The following is a 19,986-nucleotide window of genomic DNA, read 5'->3' on the forward strand; positions in this document are numbered from 1 at the left end:
GAGAAAGAACTATCCAAGAACCATGTTAGCAGGCCAGTAGGGGTAACCTCACATACTACTCCCCTCCCTACGGGGGAGGGGCCGGGGGAGGGGCCAGCTGGTGTAGAGTGTTGGCCAGCTGTAGTTGTGTGTTGGCCACTATCTTGTGTGTTACAACTCCTACCTCACCTTATACCCTGCAAGCCCATAATAGAGGATAAAGAGGAAGCAGGGGACGCTGACCCAATAGGAGGTTTGATAGGAGAAAGCGTCTTGTACGAGTCCTTGCACCCATGGCATGACGGCACCACCAGCGATGGCCATGGTCAGTAATGACGAACCTGCCTTGGTGAACTTACCAAGGTCGGCCATTGCCAAAGGCCATAGTGCAGGCCACATCAACGAACATCCTAAGGCCATGAGGAAGATGCAACAAACCGAGAAGACGGGGTTGGGGACTACGGCTACGGCTATACTACCCACAAGGGCGATGATGGCACAGATGCGCATGGCCGCTGCCTGAGAGAGATAACGTGGTATGAAGATGACTCCACAGATGTAGCCTACGATCATTCCCACGGATGGGATAAAGCCATAGTTATCGCCTTCTATGCCCAAGGACTGTGCATAACCTGTCGCTGTGGCAAGTGATATCGTCTCGACACCCACGTAGAGGAAAAGGGCCAGACAGCCCAAGAGGAGGTGAGGGAACTGAAGGATGCTCGTCTTACCATCAGCGTAAGAGTTAGAGCTGGCCGTTGTGTCGCTCTCGTCCTCGCCTGCTGCCTTCACGTCGGGCAGTGGTGCTAAGAGTGCAATGACGCCTAAGAGGAGGAAGATAGCGATGATGATGGTGAAAGGCAGGTACAGGTCGGAGAGCTGAGTGTCGCCAATTCCCTTTCCAATCACCAAGGTGATGAAGAGAGTCGTCACTGGCCATGCGAGCTTATTACTGATACCCATGCACGAGATACGGCGTGCGGCAGAGTCGAGCGGACCCAAGATAGTCACGTAGGGATTGACCGATGCCTGCAAAACAGCATTGGCTGCGCCACTGACGAAACTGGCGATAAGGAACCACGTCAGCGAGTTCTGCTTCGCAGCAAGGATGAACAAAGCGAAGGCTGCAGCAAAGATAGCAAACGAGAGTGCCATCGTACGCTTGTAACCTATCAGTCGGATGCAATGCGTAGCAGGGATGCCAAAGAGCAAGAAGGGAATGAACGTTGCTGCAAGCAACAGACTTGACGCTGCACCAGAGATGTGCATAGCGTTCTTCAAGACTGGCATAAGATAGGAGTTGATGCCTAATGCGAAGCCAATAGAGAAGAAGAAGAGGCCGATAATGGCCAATGGAAATAGATAGTTATTCTTTTGTGTCATATTAGATAAACATTAGTTTAGGTGAAAAATTGTATTGTGAGCTTGTTTATAGCTTGTTAAATCGAAGAGAGTCGGACGACAGATGGACGTCCGACTCACCTCGAGGAGTGTAGAGGGAGCGGTCTACTGACATGGAAATCAGTTGGCTCTGACCTTCCCACCTTGTATATAAAGCCCCTTGGCAGGTGCTTGTGCGAGTCTACGACCAGCGAGGTCGTAGACTTGCGATGCGTTTGTAGTGTCGGTGTTCACGGCAGATATTCCGTTAGCAGGATTATCTGCCGTTTCTAAAAAAGGGATGAAACGCACGGTATTAACGTATTGCTTACCCTTTTCGATGGTGTACTTGGATAGAGGACCTGGTCCACAAGAGCCATTACCGAGTCCACGTTGAATGGCATCAAAGTGGGCTACGGTGCGATTAGACGTTGGTAGCTCCCATTCGTGGCGTGATGTGCGCAATTCAGCATCGCTCCAAGGGTTGAGGGAGAAGGCTACGTCGCCCGCAGTCTCAATCTTCATGCCCGTACCATCAGCCTTTGTCAGCGTCAGCCAACGCAGTCCTACGCGGTTACCATTGCTCTGTGGGTGTGCGAAAGGCTCATACATATCCTTCACGTCAGCCTCATAGATACCGTAGTCCTCGCCATCGAGGCGGTCGATATAGCTTGCTCGTGGACCACGTGCATAGTAGCGTACGTTCGTCAGGTCGGTTGGCAGGTCGACAGTGAAGCCCAATCGTCTTACGCCATCAGCCTGCGCTTCAAACGTACTGGTGAGGTCGATAGTGCCATTCGCATATACCGTGTATTGATAAGAAGCCTTACCATACTTGCCATTCTGGTTCACGTTGACCGTAGCCGACTTGCCGTCAGCAGCGAGTTGGAACTTAGCTGTCGGCGCTGTCACGCCATTGTCGGTAGCAGCATCGCCGTAAGCCTCCATCGGACCATCGTTCTCAATCCAGCGATAGCGGTCGAATTGTGGTCCACTGTTTGGTCGGAAGACATTATGACCATCGTAAGTCCAAAGCGTGATATTGCCCTGTCCGTCGAAAGTAACCTTCTGCTTATCGTTCATATAGGTATATCCACCGTCATTGTTCTTCGTAGCGTGGAGGGCAGCGGCCTTATTGTTATCCACCTTGGCAAGGGTCTCTGTGCGTTGAGCCAACTGCTGTTGATACTCCGCAACAGGATAGTTAGCGGCACACCAGTTCGTTGCCTCCTTCGTATAAAGGCCGATGTTAAGGAAGAGTTCCTTATTCGCATATTTCGAAGGGTTATACTTCAAGACGACTGTCTGTGTACCGCCAGCAGCGCAGTTCAGGTCCTTGAAAGTGCCATCCTGTACCGGTTTACCATCAGCAAGGAGCGTCCATTTAAGATAGAACTGGTTGAGGTTGCGGTCGAGATACTTATTTGTCAGTTTGACCTGACGCTTCTCAGTATTCAAGTCGAAGCCCACCCACTGATAAACACGCTTCACCTCGTCGAGCTCAGAACTCCATGCACGATCGGCATTGACCAGTCCGTTGTTAACGAAATTATACTGGTGAGGACCCGGACAGTCGTATCCCGTGATGTAAGCAGGGAACCCATTCTCAGTCAGCTTATTGTTCTTTATAGCGTCGAAGGAGTAGATGCTCTGGTCAACCCAGTCCCAGATGCATCCGCCAACACCCATCTGAGAGCCCTCCATAGCCTCCCAATACTCACGCAGGTTGCCCACGGCATTACCCATAGCATGGGCATACTCGCACATAAAGTAAGGCTTGTTCGTGTTTGGATGGTTCACATCAGAGGTCACCGGACCCGTTGTTCCGCTGCGCCAAGCATCCATTGCAGGATACATAACAGAGTGGAGATCAGTGCCCTCAGCATTGTCTCGCGTTGCACCCTCATAGTGGATATAACGGTTATCGAGCTTACGAACGGCCTTGTAGGCCGCCATGATGTTCAGACCAGAGCCACTCTCGTTGCCAAGACTCCAAAAGACAACACTCGGATGGTTGCGGTCACGGAGCGTATTACGTACGTTTCTGTCGACGATAGCACCTGTCCAATTAGGGTTGTTGATGATGGTCTTTGGTCCATCCCAGTTCTTATGCAACTCCATGTCAGCCTCATCAACAACAAAGAGACCGTAGTAGTCGAACATAGCCATCATCTTTGATTGACGAGGATAGTGGCTGGTACGAACGGTATTCATGTTACACTGCTTCATCATCGTTATATCCTTTAACATAAGGTCGGTGGTGATGCTGCGTCCATGCAATGGGTCGGTGTCCTGCGTGTTAGCCCCTTTAAGATAGGTGCGGCGGCCGTTCACCTCAAGATACCCCTTACTGAGGTCGATCTTCCTGAAGCCATATTTCGTAGAGAAAGCCTCCTCCTCGTTGCCATCTTGCGACTGACTGAAAGTGAAGGTATAGAGCGTTGGCGTCTCAGCCGACCATAGTCTAAGGCCAGAGAGAGTTCCGAAATCGATGGTCTTCGTCATCACGCTGTCGCCAGCAGCAAACCGAAAGTCGGCTGAAAGGGCCTTTATTTCCTTCCCAGATGGGTCGTAGAGCGTCACAGTAACGGTCTTCTTCGCAGCGAGTTTATCACGATTGCAGACAGTAAGGTCTACTGTTGTAGCCGCACTACCCAGCCCAGCAGTTGTCAAGCCCGGTGTGACAGTCGACTTAATATAATGGTCGGCAAGATAGGTCTTAGGCGTTGCCACGAGGTAGACATCACGGTGAATACCACTCATGTGCCACATGTCCTGTCCTTCAAGATACGACCCATCGCTCCATCGAATAACCTGTACAGCAACATTGTTCTTGCCTGCATGTACGTATCTCGTTATATCAAACTCACTGACGTTATTAGCTCCTTGGGTGTAACCCACCTCATGTCCGTTGACATAAACGTATGCTGCCGAGTAGATACCATCAAAGTGTAGGAACACACGCTTGCTCTCCCAGCCTGCAGGTAGGGTGAAGTCGCGACGATAAGAACCCACGGAGTTGGTCAAGCGCGGCTTCATAAGGATGTGAGGTTGCTTATCAACAAAAGGATAGTCAACGTTGACATACATCGGTTTACCGTATCCGTTCATCTCAAGACAAGAAGGGACTGTGATGTCGCTCCATGCTGAACCGTCAGTGTTAACACCATCGCCCCAACACTCGTCCTTGCTTAAGAGCACAGGCTTAGGGCCTTCGCTCCACCGCAGTCGCCATGTTCCATTGAGGCTGAGGTAGTTTGCCCCCGTTGGTTCCAACCATGGTTTGTCATAACGCTGACCGTCGGCCTTCATCGCAGCCGTTGATGGGTAAGGCATGTAAGTAGCGTGTCCCTGCTCCTTATTGCGCTCATAGACGGTAGCATTCTCCCAGTCGGCTGCCTGCGGAATAACGACTGGTGCCACCTCTTTGAAGTGTGCTATGGCAGCGCTACTCGGGTTTCTTTCCCATCGACAGTACATGATGTCGTATCCTTCTTGCGTCCCTGTTGTCACATAATAGGTCTGACCATTCCTACCAGAGACGGCACTCAGCTGATAGCCATTGCCTTTCTTCGTGATGTAAATCTGCTGGTTAGGATTCGTAATGGTCTGATCCCACATACAAGTGTAGCCCGAAGCCTGTTTAGGATCATTAAGTGCCATGTCAAAGGCCAGCTCGCCCTCGGCATTAACCAACTGATAACAGTCCTGCTTATTAGGCACTTCAACGAGCTTCCACTTCTGTTTGTCTTTGCCATCGATATACTTCTGGAACGCTATTCGTGTCTCACTTTCCCAATAGTACTTGAAGGGAACGAGCACGTCCTGCGTGTTCTTGCCCACAGAGATGACGTAGGTCTTACCGCCTTGGGGCTTCGCATCCCACGCTTGTGCCCATAGCACGGAGGGTGCTAAGGCCATAAGCGATACGAGAAGACCCATTTTTCTGATTGTTTTCATATCCATGAAAGATAATAGTTGTTGTTAGATGAACCCACACTCGGGCCTGTGCCGGAGTGTGGGTAGGATATTTTACGTGTGATTAGTTGATTACCTTGGTTGTAGACGTCGTACCGTTACTATACTTCATCTGCTTGATGTAGACCCCATGAGAGGGTGTGCTGTTGGCCTTTGCACCGTTAAGACTGTAATAGCATACGGTGGCGATGTTGCTCTCTTGGCTGCCTGTGACAGCGGCAATAGCGTTAGAGGTTGTTGAGACGATGATATACTTGCCTCCAGCAACGGTTGGGAAGCTAATCTCATCAGCACTGATACGCTTAGTCTTCACACTCTTTCCGTCGGCAGTAGTCACCTTATAGTCCTTTGCAATACCTGTATATTTAACGACGCAAGGGGTTCCTACGTTTGAGACAACCCTTATCTGCGTTGCTTTCGCATTGTCCCAATCAATGTCAACAGTGAAGTTACCAACCGCCTTAAGGCCCTTCACTGAACCTTTCTGCCAGAAGCTGGTAGGCAAAGCAGGGAGAATAACGAGCTTGTCGTTGTAGCTCTGTAAGAGCATCTCAGCCACACCCGCTGTGTAACCAAAGTTACCATCAATCTGATAAGGCGCATGTGCGTCCCAAAGGTTCTCATAGATACCTCCTGCAGCTTCGTTAGTTCCAGTGTCCCAGGTCTGCTGCAAGGCTCGTTTGATGAGGTTATGACAGTGGAAACCCTCGTAGGCACGGGCATTGAGGTTTATCTTATGGCCCAGTGACCAGCCTGTTCCATGACCATCACCACGGGCTATCAGCGACTGACGAGCTGCCTCAAAGACGGTCTTATCGGCATCTTCACTGATCTGAGAGCAGGGGTAGAGGCCCATTAAATGGGAGATGTGACGGTGTGCCTTATACTCGTTAACACCAATCTTACTTGGGTTATTGAACTGTGAAGAGTATTTCCACTCACGGAGATAAGTCTGTCCATCAGTGGGATTAACCTCTGTATGACACCCGTCATCAAGCTTTGCAAAGTAAGTGGAGAGCGAGTCTCGGAACGACTTAGACACCACGTTATCACCGAGAACAGCAATGGCTTTGCGCGTGTTGTTGAAGAGGTCCCATACTAACTGTTGACTGTGTGCGGTCGCATTCTCGGTTGGTCCGTGTTCAGGCGACCATTCGTCAGGACATTCGTATGTGCCGTCAGCAGCCTTGACAAGTTTCTTAAACCAATAGTCGACAGCCGTCTTCATTGCTGGGAAGGCCTTTGTGCGTAGGAACTCCTTGTCCATTGTGTAGGTGTAGTGCTGCCAGAGGTGCTGACAATACCACGCATTGGCAACGGTATAGGTATTGGCAAAGGTAGTACCCGAGCCATAGATGTTATTCTCCGTTGGTAGTGTCCATCCCGTGTTGACGTGTCCCATGTCCTGTGCAAAGCGTCTCCATGTAGGTTTCACACATGCTTCTCGATAGATGTAATCGAGGAATGGGCGATGAAGCTCAGACAGATTGGTAGGCTCAGCAGGCCAGTAATTCATCTGTACGTTGATGTTTGCATGGATATCTGAGTGCCATGCTGGGGTGTTATTGTCGTTCCATATACCCTGCAAGTTGGCTGGTAGCGACACACCACGGCTTGAACTGATAAGGAGGTAACGCCCGTAATTGAAGTAGAGCTCCTCTAAGAAGAGGTTGTCATGTTGGTTGTCACGATAGTTGCTGATGAGCTGTGGCGTTGGGATAGTGTTCTTACTATCAGCGAGGGTCAGCTGACAACGGTCGAAGAGCGACTTATAGTCGGCTTTATGGGCTGCTAACAAGGCATCGTAACCCTTGTTCTCTGCATTGTTGACGGTCGCTGCGGCACGTCCTGCAAGACGGTCGGCTCCTGAGACATACTCGGCTGCGTCGGGGTCGAAATCGGTCAGGCCACGGAGATAAACAGTCATACTATTAGCGCCACTGACCTCTATCAAGCCCTTTGCATTCTTAGTGACACTACCGCCATCGGTCACGATGCGCGCTGCACAATAGTAGCTCTCTGGGGTTGTCGCACCCTTGTCATTCTGGCGTGCCACCTTCCCCTCAAAGGTTATTGTGGCCTGATTGTTATTATCAACGGTATAGTTAACGTTCTTACCGTTCTGATTCTTCAGTGTGAGGGTGGTATTGATTTTACCCTTCTCTGAGGCTGTGTAGCGGATTACCAAGCAACTATCGGGATTGGTAGCAAAGTAGGTTCGATGGTAGGATACGCCATCCATCGTATAACGCACACCTGCTATGGCATCGTTGATATCAAGGTAACGCACGTAGTCGGTCACCTTCGTCAATTCACGACTGCGTATATATAGGTTACCAAAGTTAAGATAATAACCGTAGGCTGCCGTACTTGTCAGTCCTCCGAGCTTTCCACTCCATAGCGTTTTATCGTTGAATTGTACGTCGTCAATGGCTACATCGCCCATTAATGTGGCTCCGAACTGTCCGTTACCAATAGGAAGACAGGAGGTCATCCAGTTGGTTGCGGGCTTTGTGTACCATAGTGTGTATTTGTTGGCAGGGTTGAAGGTAGTAATACCAGACACGGGTACCATCTCATCAGAGGGTACGAAGCGCACCACATTACCGCCATCGCCTAAGTCCCAGAAGCTGATGTACTTACCATCGCCTGCCCCTTGGAACATATTAAAGAAATTGCGTCCACTGGTAGACTTACCTATCTCGAAGCCACCCAACGTGTTCTTCGACTCTACCATCGTAAAGAGTGTGTCCTTCACGGTGCGGCTCTTGGTTGCATTCACGTATGAATCGCTGACGTAGAGTATCTTTCCACTCTTGCTGACAAAGCTGTACTTACCATCTTTCTCGGCCACTCTCCACAGCATATCATCGGGATTACCATTATGCAATGACGCTGTCTGACAGGTAGCCTTCTCTCCCTTAGCACTTAGAAGCCAGTTGCCTGTCTGGAACTGAATGTAGTAATAGATGGGGTGAGCCGCTGTTGAGAGTACAGGCATCGTATAAGGGAACACCATCTCGTCCTTATCAACAAACGAGAAGAGGTTGTTGACGTCGCCTATGGTCCATAGTCCTAACTCCTGACCGACCCTTATCTCAGCCACTTGGTTCATGGCGTTGCTGCCTGTGGAGTCTGGCGCAAGCTCTAACGCACCCTCCCCATAACTGCTGTTCGTGCTCTGAAAGATGTGGAATGATTGGATATCTGTAGCCTTAGTAGCCGCCATAAAACGCGAACTATAAGGATTTGTGCCATTGACATAGAGCGTGCGACCGCTCTTACTAACCAACTGGTACTTCTTATTATGGCTAAAACCCTCTGCCTCAACAACCTTCCATAACTGGCGGTCGGCGCCCATGACCTGTGGAACAGCCGTGCGACAACCTTGCTTATCGCCCTTCTCTTCCAACACGTTATTAGACCGAAGATACTTAACATAGTACCAATGCTCATTGCCTACGGTACTAACACGAGGGTAGCCTTGTGCCATCACTTGTCCTACACAGACTGTAGACAAGAGGAAAAAAGCACAAATACGCTTACAGATATTCATAGATATATAATAATGAGATATGTTGTTATAATTATTTACGTTTGAACGATAAGACGAAAAAGGGGGTTGTATCAAAATCGTGTCAGTGGTCAACAACAGGACTGCACACTACGTGCTCCTATGCTTTACCTGCTGACAGGGCACACACGCTGGTACGCCCTTGCTTTTGATACAGCCCCTTAACCCTATCAGTCGGTCAACAATGCGGTAATCACTCTTATTCTTTGCACTGCTTCCCGACCGATGAGAGTTAGTTTATTCATTGTGAATTACTTCACAACAACCTTCTTGCCATTTACAATGTATAAGCCCTTTGCAAGACCATTAAGGCTCTTTGATACCAAACGACCATCGAGGGTGTAGACATAACCATTTGCCTGCTTGTCCTGTACCTTAACGTTTGAAATGCCAGCAGCTACTGTTGCTGCGTCTGAAGCCTGTATCTGTTCCGCGCTCAATATATCAGTGATTGGGACGAACTTGAGGGCGTTGTTAGAGTCATTTACCTTCCACTTACCCATGAGATGGTGCCATGCTATGTTACCCCAAGCGTTGAGGAAGTTGGTAGAATTCCTATCCTCGCTATCACCAATAGAGTAACATTCACTGCCCTGGTTGCTATCGAAGATATGAAGAGTCTGTGGTTCGGTAGTTGCCATGAAAGCTCCTGTCATCTTACCGCCTCCACTCTTGCCGTTACGAACCCATTCACCAGCCTCGTTCTTCTTATACATATCGTTACCACCAGGCATCTCTGTTGCCAATTCAGCGTACTTAATATACTGACCAGCCTCGTTTACGAGAACTATCTCCTTTGTTGATGCATCGAATGAGGTTACATGCCATACCTTAAATCTAAAGTCTGGGTCGTTTTCTATCAGTTGATCAGCAATCAAAGTATCCTTGTCTACAGAGAGGATCAGCTTATCACCTGTGAGGCCCTCCAAGTTTGTTGGGCCATTCTCAGGCTTGTTTGCTGCAGCTCTGTTGAACTGAATGAAGTAACGAGTACTGTTGTCACCCTGCTGGAAAATATTAAAATTGAAATTCCAAGTAGGAATCTCTACCTCAGAAGCCTTGACAAAGTAAACCTTAGAACCGTTGTCACCATCAGCCCAAGGACCAAACTCACTGCCTAAGCTCTGTCCTCCGAAGATGTTAACGTATAAGTTTCCACTTTCGCCCGCCTTCATCTTGATAGCACTGTATGCATTTGAAGGATCGTCATCATGAGCTGTAATAGTGAAATCCTTGAAGTTTGAGCCTGGATCAGTACCTGCTGCAAGACGTTCACCTTCGTTTGTGTACATCGTCCACTCCTGCCCGTCAACAGTAACAGTGAATTTCCAAACATCATTCTCGCCCTTTGTACAAGTCCAAGTCTGCTTTTCCTTGTCACCTTCTGTAGCTGCCTTAGCTGTCAGCTTACCGCCGTCTTCATTCGCAGTGATGTAACCCACCTTGTTGTTACCTACTGCAATGTAATACTGTTGACCACTCTCAGGAGTAGCAACCCAGTCCTGTGCGAATGTTGACAACGCAACAAAGCACAATGAAAGTAGTGTAAAGATTTTCTTCATAATTGTAATAAATAATTGGTTTTTGTATATTTTTAATTACTTTTAATGCCAACTTTTAGGCGTTCTAACCGTTTACTTTTTAGGTTTATGATTTGTTCTGTTATTAGGTTTTATGCTTTAGGCTTCTTTAAAGGAGTCGTTTTCCTCTTAAAGTCGGTCACAAATATAAACATATTCTTTTGAATATTCATTGTTGACTATACAATATTTAATATATTTAACACTTTCCTCTCCACCACTGATGGGTGTTGGGTGAATCAGTGGAAAGTCCGGCCTCACCCCCAGCCCCTCTCCGAATGGAGAGGGGAGTAGTATGTGAGGTTACCCCTACAGGGCTGCTTGCATACTTCGTAGAGTTTTATTTCTCACAGAACTCACAGATTTAACAGAACATTTCAACCAACGTTTCGACCCCACAGAACGCCTCCGGCATACAGAATTCACAGAACGTTATAGCTAAAGGTGGGTGTTGGGTGGTGAGTGTTAGGTGCTGATGATTAGCTAACGTTGGCTGTAAGGTTCTGTGAAATCGGTTGACTTAATGTCTCTGTGGGCCTTTGTGTGTTCTGTTCATCTGTGTTTTTCTGTGAGAGAAAGATTGTTGGATACTCGCAGTGGGGAGTTATATCTCTCACAGAGCGCACAGAGTTCACGGAGCCTTTTGGCGCACATTTCGAGCCCACAGAAGGCCTTCGGCATACAGAGAACACAGAGGCCTTTCAACTAAGATTGGCTGTAACGTTCTGTGTTATCGGTTGACTTAATGTCTCTGTGAGATGCTGTGTGTTCTGTTCATCTGTGTGCTCTGTGAGAAAAAGAATATTGGAGAATTGTCGTGGGGAGTTTCTTCTTTCACGAAGGGTATTTCTTTTTCTCACAGAACTCACAGATATAACAGAACATTTTGGCGCACATTTCGATCCCACAGAACGCCTCCGGCATACAGAATTCACAGAACGTTACTGCTAAAGCTGGGTGTTGGGTGATGAGTGTTAGGTGCTGATGATTAGCCATAGGGGTATCTCGGTGATCACTCCCCTCCCTTTTGGGGAGGGGACGGGGGAGGGGCCTCTTCCTCACATGGGTATCTCGGTGATCACTCCCCTCCCTTTGGGGGAGGGGTCGGGGGAGGGGCCTCTGACCCACAGAACGCCTTCGGCATACAGAGAACACAGAGCATTTCTGCTGAAGATTGGGTGAAAATTAGGAAAGAGGAGAATTTATAGAGTAATAAAAAATCATTACATTGTAGTGAAAGAAATTTCCTCTAAATAAGAATATAACGTACCTTGCGATTACTTTTATAACCTTCACGAAATCAGAACGTTACGAATAGTGTTTGAGAACATGCCCCTCTTGCTCGTAGAAGACGCCCTTCTTGTGGCAAGAAAGGCATGTTCTCGAACGCAGAAGGGCCTCTTCATGCTTCAAGCTCAGCCCGTTCTCGATTGTAGAAGGGAACAGTCTGTGAAATATCTTGACATTTCCTGTTTGCATGGTTAGTATTCTTGCTAATGTTGGCCCCTCCCCCATCCCCAGCTGGCCCCTCCCCCGTCCCCTCCCCCGAAGGGAAGGGGAGTGATTACCGAGATACCCATGTGAGGAAGAGGCCCCTCCCCCGTCCCCTCCCCAAAAGGGAGGGGAGTAATCACCGAGATACCCCTATGGCTAATCATCAACACCTAACAACCATCACTTAACACCCATCTTTAGCAGTAACGCTCTGTGAACTCTGTATGCCGGAGGCCTTCTGTGGGCTCGAAACTGTGCGCAAAAAACCTCCGTGAACTCTGTGCGCTCTGTGAGAGAAAAAATCACCAGCGTGAGAGAAAAAACTCTCCAGCAAGTTACATGCGTCTCATCTCATAGAGTGGGTGCGTTCTATTTCTCACAGAAAAACACTGAAGAACAGAACCTTTTGGCGCACTTTTCGAGCCCATGAGGGGGAGGGGCCAGCTGGGGAAGGGGGAGGGGCCAGCTGCTATTAGTACGTGAAGTTACCCCAACAAAGTGGCTAATAAAAGGAGAGAAAACTTTGTTTATTGTTTGTAAGTATTACCAAAAAATAATAACTTTGCATCAAACAATAATATTCTCACGTAAGACGAAGCTATCAAAAGGATTAAAGGTTGCCCGCTGATAACTTACACTTTTAAGCCTACACCAGACAGTGTTAGGCAAAGTCATGTGTTTTGTTCACGATAGCTAACAAGCAAAGCTATTCGAGATGGGCTGAGACTATCATTTAATCTTACCAATAGTAGATACATTAGTATAATGGAGTGTTCCTTATTCAAGAATGATTATCTGAATTATAAGTTCCCAGAACCACAGTACTTGGGCGCGAAATACATTCATAGGGCATGGATTGCACAATTCATCCCGACTGACTCGTGCGTTGCTCTTGACGCTTTTGGAGGCTCACAATCCATTGCTTATCTGCTGAAGCAGATGGGGAAGACTACCTATACTAACGATTTCTTGAATTTTAACTATCAAATTGGTAAGGCACTGATAGAGAACGCTGGGAACGTACTTAACCAAGAAGACATTGACATCCTATTCTCTCCTAATCAGAACCCGACGGAATATAACCTGATAGAAAAGCTATACGCAAACCTCTTCTTCTACCCAGAAGAGGCGGCTTGGCTCGATAGCTTTAGAAGTAATGTGCCTCGTCTACAAAACACATTCAAGCAGTCACTGGCCCTGTCGGTCATGTGTAGGAGTATGACAAGGAAGGTTACGATGGGCCACTTTGCCCATACTCAAGCATTAACCTACGCTGAAGACCCTGCAAGAGTGAAGAGAAACCGCAGCTTAATACGCCCTTTAAGGGACATCTTCCTTGATATTCTGCCACACTACAATGCTGCTGTTTTTGATAACCAAAAGGCCAACAAAAGCTTTCAAGAAAATATACTGGACCTACTGCCGACATTGTCTGATGTCGACTTAGTCTACTTTGACCCACCTTACTGCAATAGTCATGCGGATTACCAGTCCTTTTATCACCTCCTTGAGACCTTCGTCGAGTATTGGAAAGACAAACAATTCGTCAATGGCATCAAGCGTTATGAACCTAAGAGATATAGTGGCTTCGATAAAAACAGTGAGGCTATTAACAGCTTAAAACTGTTGTTTGAAAGGGCACAACATATCCCCACTTGGCTTGTTAGCTATAATGACCGAAGCTACCCAGACATAAATACGATGGTGAACATGATTGAACCTTATAGAAAAGTTAAGGTAGAACATAAGAGATATACCAATGGTAGAGGCGGGAAAGGTAGCGTTGCGGGGAGTAGTGAGATTTTATTATTCTGTAAAAGCTCCCCTTCTTCGTCCAAAACCTTTGTCTATGACAAATGAGTTGAAGGTGGATTGCAAGTGGTGCCTTTCCTCTCATCGCCCCTCTCCAAGCACGAGAAAGAAGCCCTCATATCCTCTTCACGCCAAAACAATAGGCCGAATATGTAAACTATTTTCGTCACTCTCCCATCCTGCCCATGCCCTTCAACGTTCGAGAACATGCCCTTCTTGCACGTTGAAGACGCCCTTCTTGATGCAAGAAGGGCATGTTCTCAATTCGTGTTCGTAACTCTCTGAGGACGTGGTGGTTATATTCCACTTCCTTATCAATATTCCCATCGTAAGTAAAGGGCGACCTTGTCGTGTCCTGTAAAGGTTTTTCACGCAAGTTAAGTATGACTCACATCATCACAAAAGGGGTCGCTCACCGATTCTTAGCTTAGCTTCCTCCCACGTTGGGGAGGTTTATCTCTCACAGAGCACACGGAGGTCACGGAGGTTTTAAGCGCACGGTTTCGAGGCCACAGAACGCCTCCGGCATACAGAGTTCACAGAGCGTTACTGCTAAAGCTGGGTGTTGGGTGATGAGTGTTAGGTGCTGATGATTAGCTAACGTTGGCTGTAACGTTCTGTGAAATCGGTTGACTTAATGTCTCTGTGGAACGCTGTGTATTCTGTTCTTCTGTGTTATCTGTGAGAAAAAGAATATTGGAGAATTGTCGTGGAGAGGTTTTTCTCTCACAGAACTCACAGATTTAACAGAACCCATTTGCGCACTGTTTCGATCCCACAGAACGCCTCCGGCATACAGAGAACACAGAGCGTTTCAACTAATGTGGATACTAATAAGTAGACAACTCGAAGCCTGCATCCTTCTTATAGGGGTATCTCGGTGATCACTCCCCTTCCCTTCGGGGGAGGGGAAGGGGGAGGGGCCAGCTGGGGTCGGGGGAGGGGCCGCTATCTTTCTAACCCTGCCTTCTTCTCCACAAAAAAGGGGACAAGCATTATTGCTTATCCCCTTTTGTGGTTAGACTCAGTCCGTGCACGGTGTGCGACGACCGAGTGATTAGTTGTTTACCGAACCACCCATGATATCGAGCAACTCAGATGTGATGGCTGCTTGACGCGACTTGTTATACTGCAAGTTGAGTGAGCGAAGCAGGTCGTCGGCGTTATCCGTGGCGGTCTGCATGGCAACCATTCGTGCTGCATGCTCTGAGGCATTACTGTCTAAGAGGGCAGTGTAGACCATGAGATGTAGTAGTTTCGGTACGAGTGATGTCAAGACAGTATGCAAGTCGGGCTCAATGATGAAGTCATCATTCAGAGGAGTGACAGTCTGACTATTAGACTTCTGTGTTCCAGTCTGTCCCTTCTTCTTAAGGTAGTCCTGCGCTGCTTTCGTCGAGATGTTCGAAGAGAGGTCGCGCACAGTATCCTCATTAAGTTCCTCTTCAAGGTCGATAGGTAGGAAATTCTTACGTTGTAAGACCTGGCTACCAGCACTTTTGAAGTGATGGTAGATGATTTCCACCTTATCGAACTCACCTTTAAGCCATTTCTGTCCTAACTCTTTAGCGATATTACGGCACTCCTCAGAGTTAGGTTTATCAGCGAGTTGCGGATAGGGATAGACACATTCATATCCACGCTTCTTCGCTGCCTCGAACACTTTTCGGCCTACGGGGTAGATGACAATATCCTTGTCGGTCAACCCTTTAGCATGATACTCGTCGATAGTCTGCTGTAGGAGCTTGATGACATTGGCATTGAATCCCCCACAGAGCGAGCTGTTAGAGGAGAAAACGAGCAAGGCAACACGCTTGACAGGTCGCTCTTCATCGAACGGAGTGTCCGTATCGGGTGTAGAGACAAGGAACGTCTTTAGAATGTGTTCGAGCATCGCCTCGTAGGGAAGCATACTCTCGATAGCATTCTGTGCATGGTGCAGCTTACTCGAGGCCACCATCTTCATGGCACTTGTAATCTTACGCGTGCTCTGAACACTGGCTATACGAGTCTTGATTTCCTTTAAGGATGCCATTCTTTATAGTCTTTATTTGAATTGTCCGGCAATATTGCCCATGACCTCTTCGATTACCTTGATAGATGTATCTTCAAGCTTACCAGCAGCCAAGTCGTTGATGACGTCGGCATGAGTGGTGCGCATGGTGTCGAGGAACTGGTCCTGACAAAGGCGAACCTGGTCGACTGGTACGTCACGCATCAAGCCATGTACACCGCAGTAGAGGATAGCGATCTGCTCTCCTACAGGCATTGGGCTATACTGTGGTTGGATAAGAAGCTGGTTGTTCTTACGTCCACGGTCAAGGGTCATAGCGGTGACCTTGTCCATGTCAGAAGAGAACTTTGAGAACGCCTCCAACTCACGATATTGGGCCATATCAATCTTCAACGTACCTGCAACCTTCTTCATACTCTTTATCTGTGCAGAGCCACCTACACGCGAAACGGAGATACCCACGTTGATAGCTGGGCGGAAACCTTGGTTGAAGAGGTCGGTTTCAAGATAGATCTGACCGTCGGTAATAGAGATTACATTGGTAGGGATGTAGGCTGACACGTCGCCTGCTTGGGTCTCAATGATAGGCAGTGCGGTGAGCGATCCACCTCCCTTTACATGTCCCTTCATACACTCTGGCAGGTCGTTCATCTTCTCTGCAATCTCCTGCTGGTTGTTGATGCGCGCTGCACGCTCAAGTAGTCGAGAGTGGAGATAGAACACATCACCAGGGTAGGCCTCACGTCCTGACGGACGACGAAGTATCAGTGATACCTCACGATAAGCCACCGCCTGCTTTGACAAGTCGTCGTAGATGACGAGAGCAGAGTAGCCTCGGTCGCGGAAGTATTCGCCGATAGCCGCACCCGCAAACGGTGCATAGTACTGCATAGCAGCTGGGTCGGCAGCCGTTGCGCTCACGATGATGGTATAAGGTAAGGCCCCACGCTCCTTGAGGTTCTGCACCAGTGTAGCCACGGTAGAGGCCTTCTGTCCGATAGCAACATATATACAATAGACAGGGTTGCCCTGTTCATAGAAGCTCTTCTGGTTGAGGATGGTGTCAACAGCAATGGCTGTCTTACCCGTCTGACGGTCGCCAATGATAAGCTCACGCTGTCCACGACCGATAGGTATCATGGAGTCGACCGCTTTCAGACCTGTCTGAAGTGGTTCCTTAACGGGTTGACGATAGATAACACCCGGTGCCTTACGGTCGAGTGGCATCTCGAAAGCGCCGGTGAGGTCTATTTCCCCCTTGCCATCGATAGCCTCTCCAAGCGGATTGACGACACGTCCCAAGAAGTTATCATTCACTCGGATAGAGGCAATGCGGTGGGTTCGCTTCACGCTCTGACCCTCTTTGATGCCCTCAGAAGGACCAAGAAGGACACAACCAACATTGTCTTCTTCCAAGTTCATGACGATAGCCATGGTGCCATTCTCAAATTCAAGCAACTCGTTGGCTTCAGCGTTTCGAAGGCCATAGACACGTGCCACGCCGTCACCGACGGTCAGTACGTTGCCGACCTCATCAAACTTTTCCTCGGAGTTGATGCCTTGCAGTTCCTTAATAAGGATTTCAGACACCTCACTTGGTTTAATTTTATCTGACATGTTTATTATTCTAATTACTGTTTTAATTGTGTGAGGATAGCATTCAGTTTGCTCTTCACGCTGGCATCCATCCGATAAGTGTCATACTCAAGGATAAATCCACCGATGAGTGAAGGGTCAACCTCAGTGTTGAACTCAACTGTTCCCTGCGCTCTGGACTGTACCATCTCCTTCATCTTGTCCTCTGTCTGGGCAGAGACAGGCGTGGCTGTGACCACCTTCCCACGTATGATATGCTTCAGCTTACGGTAAAGCGTAACATAGTCATTCGACATGAGCTGTAGCAGGTCCTCTCTGTCTTCTTTTAAGACAAGGTCGAAGAAATTCTCAACTAACTTAGGACAGTCGCCACCACAGGCTACTTCCAATAGCTTGCGCTTCTTCTCCTTCGGAAGCATCGGGCTCTCAATCGTCATGCGGAGGTCGGACACTTGGAGGTAGCTCTGGGCAAGTGTCTGCATAAAAGCATACACCTTGTCCTCGATACCCTGCTCACAAGCAGCCTTCAAGAGCGCACGAGCATAGCGAACCGATATTACACCTGTATTCATAAGCGATTATTTACTTTCTGTTCCGTTAGTAGAAGTAACGTCATCCAATAAGCGATCGATAAGCTGAGTCTGCTCGGCTGATGTCGACAACTCCTTCTGCAGTATCTTCTCAGCTATCTGTACAGAGAGCTCGGCAACCTGTGCTCGGATGTCGCGGATGGCAGCCTGCTTCTGACTCTCTATCTCTGCCTTGGCTTCTGAGAGGATGCGAGCACTCTCTTCGTGTGCTTTCTCCTGTGCCTGTCCGACTATGGTATCACGTGTCTCAGACGCTTCCCGAAGGATTTGCGCCTGTTTCTCACGTGCTTCCATAAGCAGCTCCTCACCTTGTTTCTGAATGTTAGCAAGCCTCAAGTTGGCTTCCTCGGCTTTGGCAAGGCTCTCGTCAATATACTCCTTACGCTCGTTCACCATCTTGATGATAGAAGGGAAGCCCCATTTCCATAAGACGAAGAAGACCACTAAGAAGACGAGTGTCATCCAAAAGAGTAAGCCACTATCTGGCAATAATAATGACATAAGCTGCTAAATTACTTTTCTTACCAATTTTGATTCAATTATTCTTCTGCGCTGTTTAGAATACACAGAGGAGCGCAATGATTGCAGCAAAGAAGGCAACACCCTCTACCAATGCCGCTGCAATAATCATAACAGAACGAAGCTCACCGATCTTCTCTGGCTGACGAGCCATGGCATCCATAGCCTGACCACCGATACGACCAATACCAAGACCTGCGCCTACGGCTGCGATACCTGCACCGATAGCGGCGCCTAACTTTGCAGTTTCTGCTGCTAATAACAATGATGTCAACATAGTTTTTTGCTTTTTAATTATTAATTGTTTTTTGTTTTCTTGTCGTGAAGTGGGTGACAAGGATTGCTTATCGCCCACTGTTTGTTTACTGCTGTTTATCCTTCTGCCTCATGGACACGTGCCAAAGAGATGAAGACGGCACTTAACATCGTGAATACCAGGGCCTGAATGAAACTTACAAGAAGCTCCAAGAGCATCATGAAGATACTCATTGCCACACTCACCACCGTCATGGACGTACTAAGGACTATACCCATCGTAGCCATGATGAAGATGATACAGGTCAGTGCCAACGCTATAGCGTGTCCTGCCATCATATTGGCAAAGAGACGCACCATCAATGCGAAGGGCTTAGTAAAGATACCGAATATCTCTACCACAGGCATCAAAGGCACCGGAACCTTCAACCATGCGGGTACATCTGGCCAAAAGATATCCTTCCAATAATGCTTTGTTCCTGAGAAGTTGGTTATTAAGAAGGTGCAAACAGCTAAGAAGAAGGTAATAGTGATATTACCTGTCAAGTTACCACCCCCCGGTGGGAATGGTACGATACCCATGATGTTAGCCACGAAGATAAAGAAGAAGCAAGTCAGAAGATAAGGTGCATAGCGATCGGACTCCTTACCTAATGTTGGCTTGATCACCTCATCGTAGACATACATCACAAACATGTGCATCAAGCCAGTAAAGCCTTTTGGGGCCTTATCGGTCACCTTATGGCGACGACACCAGCGTGCTGGTATCAAGATACATAGCATGAGAATGATGGCATCAATGAAGAGTACGCACACCGACTTAGTGATTGAGATATCGAAAGGACGCACTTCTGTGCCATCCTTCTGTATCTCGACGATACGTCGTTCATAGTTTCCTTTCGTCGCAATGAACAGGTCGGGGTTGTTCTTACAAGGTCGATAACCCGCATGCGGACCACTCTCTAAGGGCTCCTCAGCGAAGTCTTCAGCCCAACCCATGTACCAGCCGTTTGATGTCTTCACAATGACTGGCAGATTGATGATGATAGGCTTATCTCCAATATTGGTTACATGCCACTCGTATGAGTCCTTGATATGTCCCCACAATATCTCCTGCAGGTTTACTCCCTCCCCTTTACTCTCTGACGCCGCAGCACCAGGTAGCAACAGGAAGAGCATCATCACCATGCAAATCAGATGCTTGAGATATTTCAT

Annotated in this window: 11 protein-coding genes; 1 reads left to right on the forward strand and 10 read right to left on the reverse strand. The window is 48.1% G+C overall.

Annotated elements, in window-relative coordinates; all coding sequences use genetic code 11:
* Nucleotides 1–159: 159 nt before the first annotated feature.
* The 4 genes from AXF23_RS01835 to AXF23_RS01850 form a co-directional block, all read right to left on the reverse strand.
* Nucleotides 160–1,362: an MFS transporter gene (locus AXF23_RS01835; RefSeq protein ID WP_107624106.1), complete on the reverse strand. Its 1,203-nt coding sequence runs from the start codon at nt 1,360–1,362 to the stop codon at nt 160–162.
* A 138-nt stretch (nt 1,363–1,500) separates the two neighbouring features.
* Nucleotides 1,501–5,319 carry a glycoside hydrolase family 2 TIM barrel-domain containing protein gene (locus AXF23_RS01840; protein WP_233251214.1) on the reverse strand — a complete coding sequence of 1,273 codons (3,819 nt, stop codon included), beginning with the start codon at nt 5,317–5,319 and terminating at the stop codon, nt 1,501–1,503.
* An 82-nt stretch (nt 5,320–5,401) separates the two neighbouring features.
* Nucleotides 5,402–8,893 carry a glycoside hydrolase family 95 protein gene (locus tag AXF23_RS01845; protein ID WP_107624108.1) on the reverse strand — a complete coding sequence of 1,164 codons (3,492 nt, stop codon included), beginning with the start codon at nt 8,891–8,893 and terminating at the stop codon, nt 5,402–5,404.
* A gap of 269 nt (nt 8,894–9,162) precedes the next feature.
* Nucleotides 9,163–10,473 carry a hypothetical protein gene (locus tag AXF23_RS01850; protein ID WP_089365610.1) on the reverse strand — a complete coding sequence of 437 codons (1,311 nt, stop codon included), beginning with the start codon at nt 10,471–10,473 and terminating at the stop codon, nt 9,163–9,165.
* A 2,277-nt stretch (nt 10,474–12,750) separates the two neighbouring features.
* Here AXF23_RS01850 and AXF23_RS01860 point away from each other — a divergent pair.
* Entirely contained in the window at nt 12,751–13,845 is a 1,095-nt protein-coding gene (locus AXF23_RS01860; RefSeq protein WP_107624109.1) for a DNA adenine methylase, read from the forward strand.
* A gap of 1,009 nt (nt 13,846–14,854) precedes the next feature.
* On the opposite strand, the gene AXF23_RS01865 is transcribed toward AXF23_RS01860, so the two are convergent.
* The 6 genes from AXF23_RS01865 to atpB form a co-directional block, all read right to left on the reverse strand.
* A complete protein-coding gene (locus tag AXF23_RS01865; RefSeq protein WP_107624110.1) occupies nt 14,855–15,832 on the reverse strand; it encodes a F0F1 ATP synthase subunit gamma in 978 nt (325 codons plus the stop codon).
* A gap of 12 nt (nt 15,833–15,844) precedes the next feature.
* Nucleotides 15,845–17,428: a F0F1 ATP synthase subunit alpha gene (atpA, locus tag AXF23_RS01870; protein ID WP_009010250.1), complete on the reverse strand. Its 1,584-nt coding sequence runs from the start codon at nt 17,426–17,428 to the stop codon at nt 15,845–15,847.
* 14 nt (nt 17,429–17,442) lie between these two features.
* Nucleotides 17,443–17,979: a F0F1 ATP synthase subunit delta gene (locus tag AXF23_RS01875; protein ID WP_009010251.1), complete on the reverse strand. Its 537-nt coding sequence runs from the start codon at nt 17,977–17,979 to the stop codon at nt 17,443–17,445.
* Between the two features lie 6 nt (nt 17,980–17,985).
* A complete protein-coding gene (atpF, locus tag AXF23_RS01880) occupies nt 17,986–18,498 on the reverse strand; it encodes a F0F1 ATP synthase subunit B (RefSeq protein ID WP_089365616.1) in 513 nt (170 codons plus the stop codon).
* Between the two features lie 55 nt (nt 18,499–18,553).
* Nucleotides 18,554–18,793: an ATP synthase F0 subunit C gene (atpE, locus tag AXF23_RS01885; protein ID WP_107624111.1), complete on the reverse strand. Its 240-nt coding sequence runs from the start codon at nt 18,791–18,793 to the stop codon at nt 18,554–18,556.
* A gap of 95 nt (nt 18,794–18,888) precedes the next feature.
* The gene (gene atpB, locus AXF23_RS01890; protein ID WP_107624112.1) at nt 18,889–19,986 is read right to left on the reverse strand and encodes a F0F1 ATP synthase subunit A; all 1,098 of its coding nucleotides are present in this window, start codon (nt 19,984–19,986) and stop codon (nt 18,889–18,891) included.

Source organism: Prevotella sp. oral taxon 313 (genome assembly GCF_003043935.1).
GTDB classification, from domain to species: Bacteria; Bacteroidota; Bacteroidia; order Bacteroidales; family Bacteroidaceae; genus Prevotella; species Prevotella jejuni.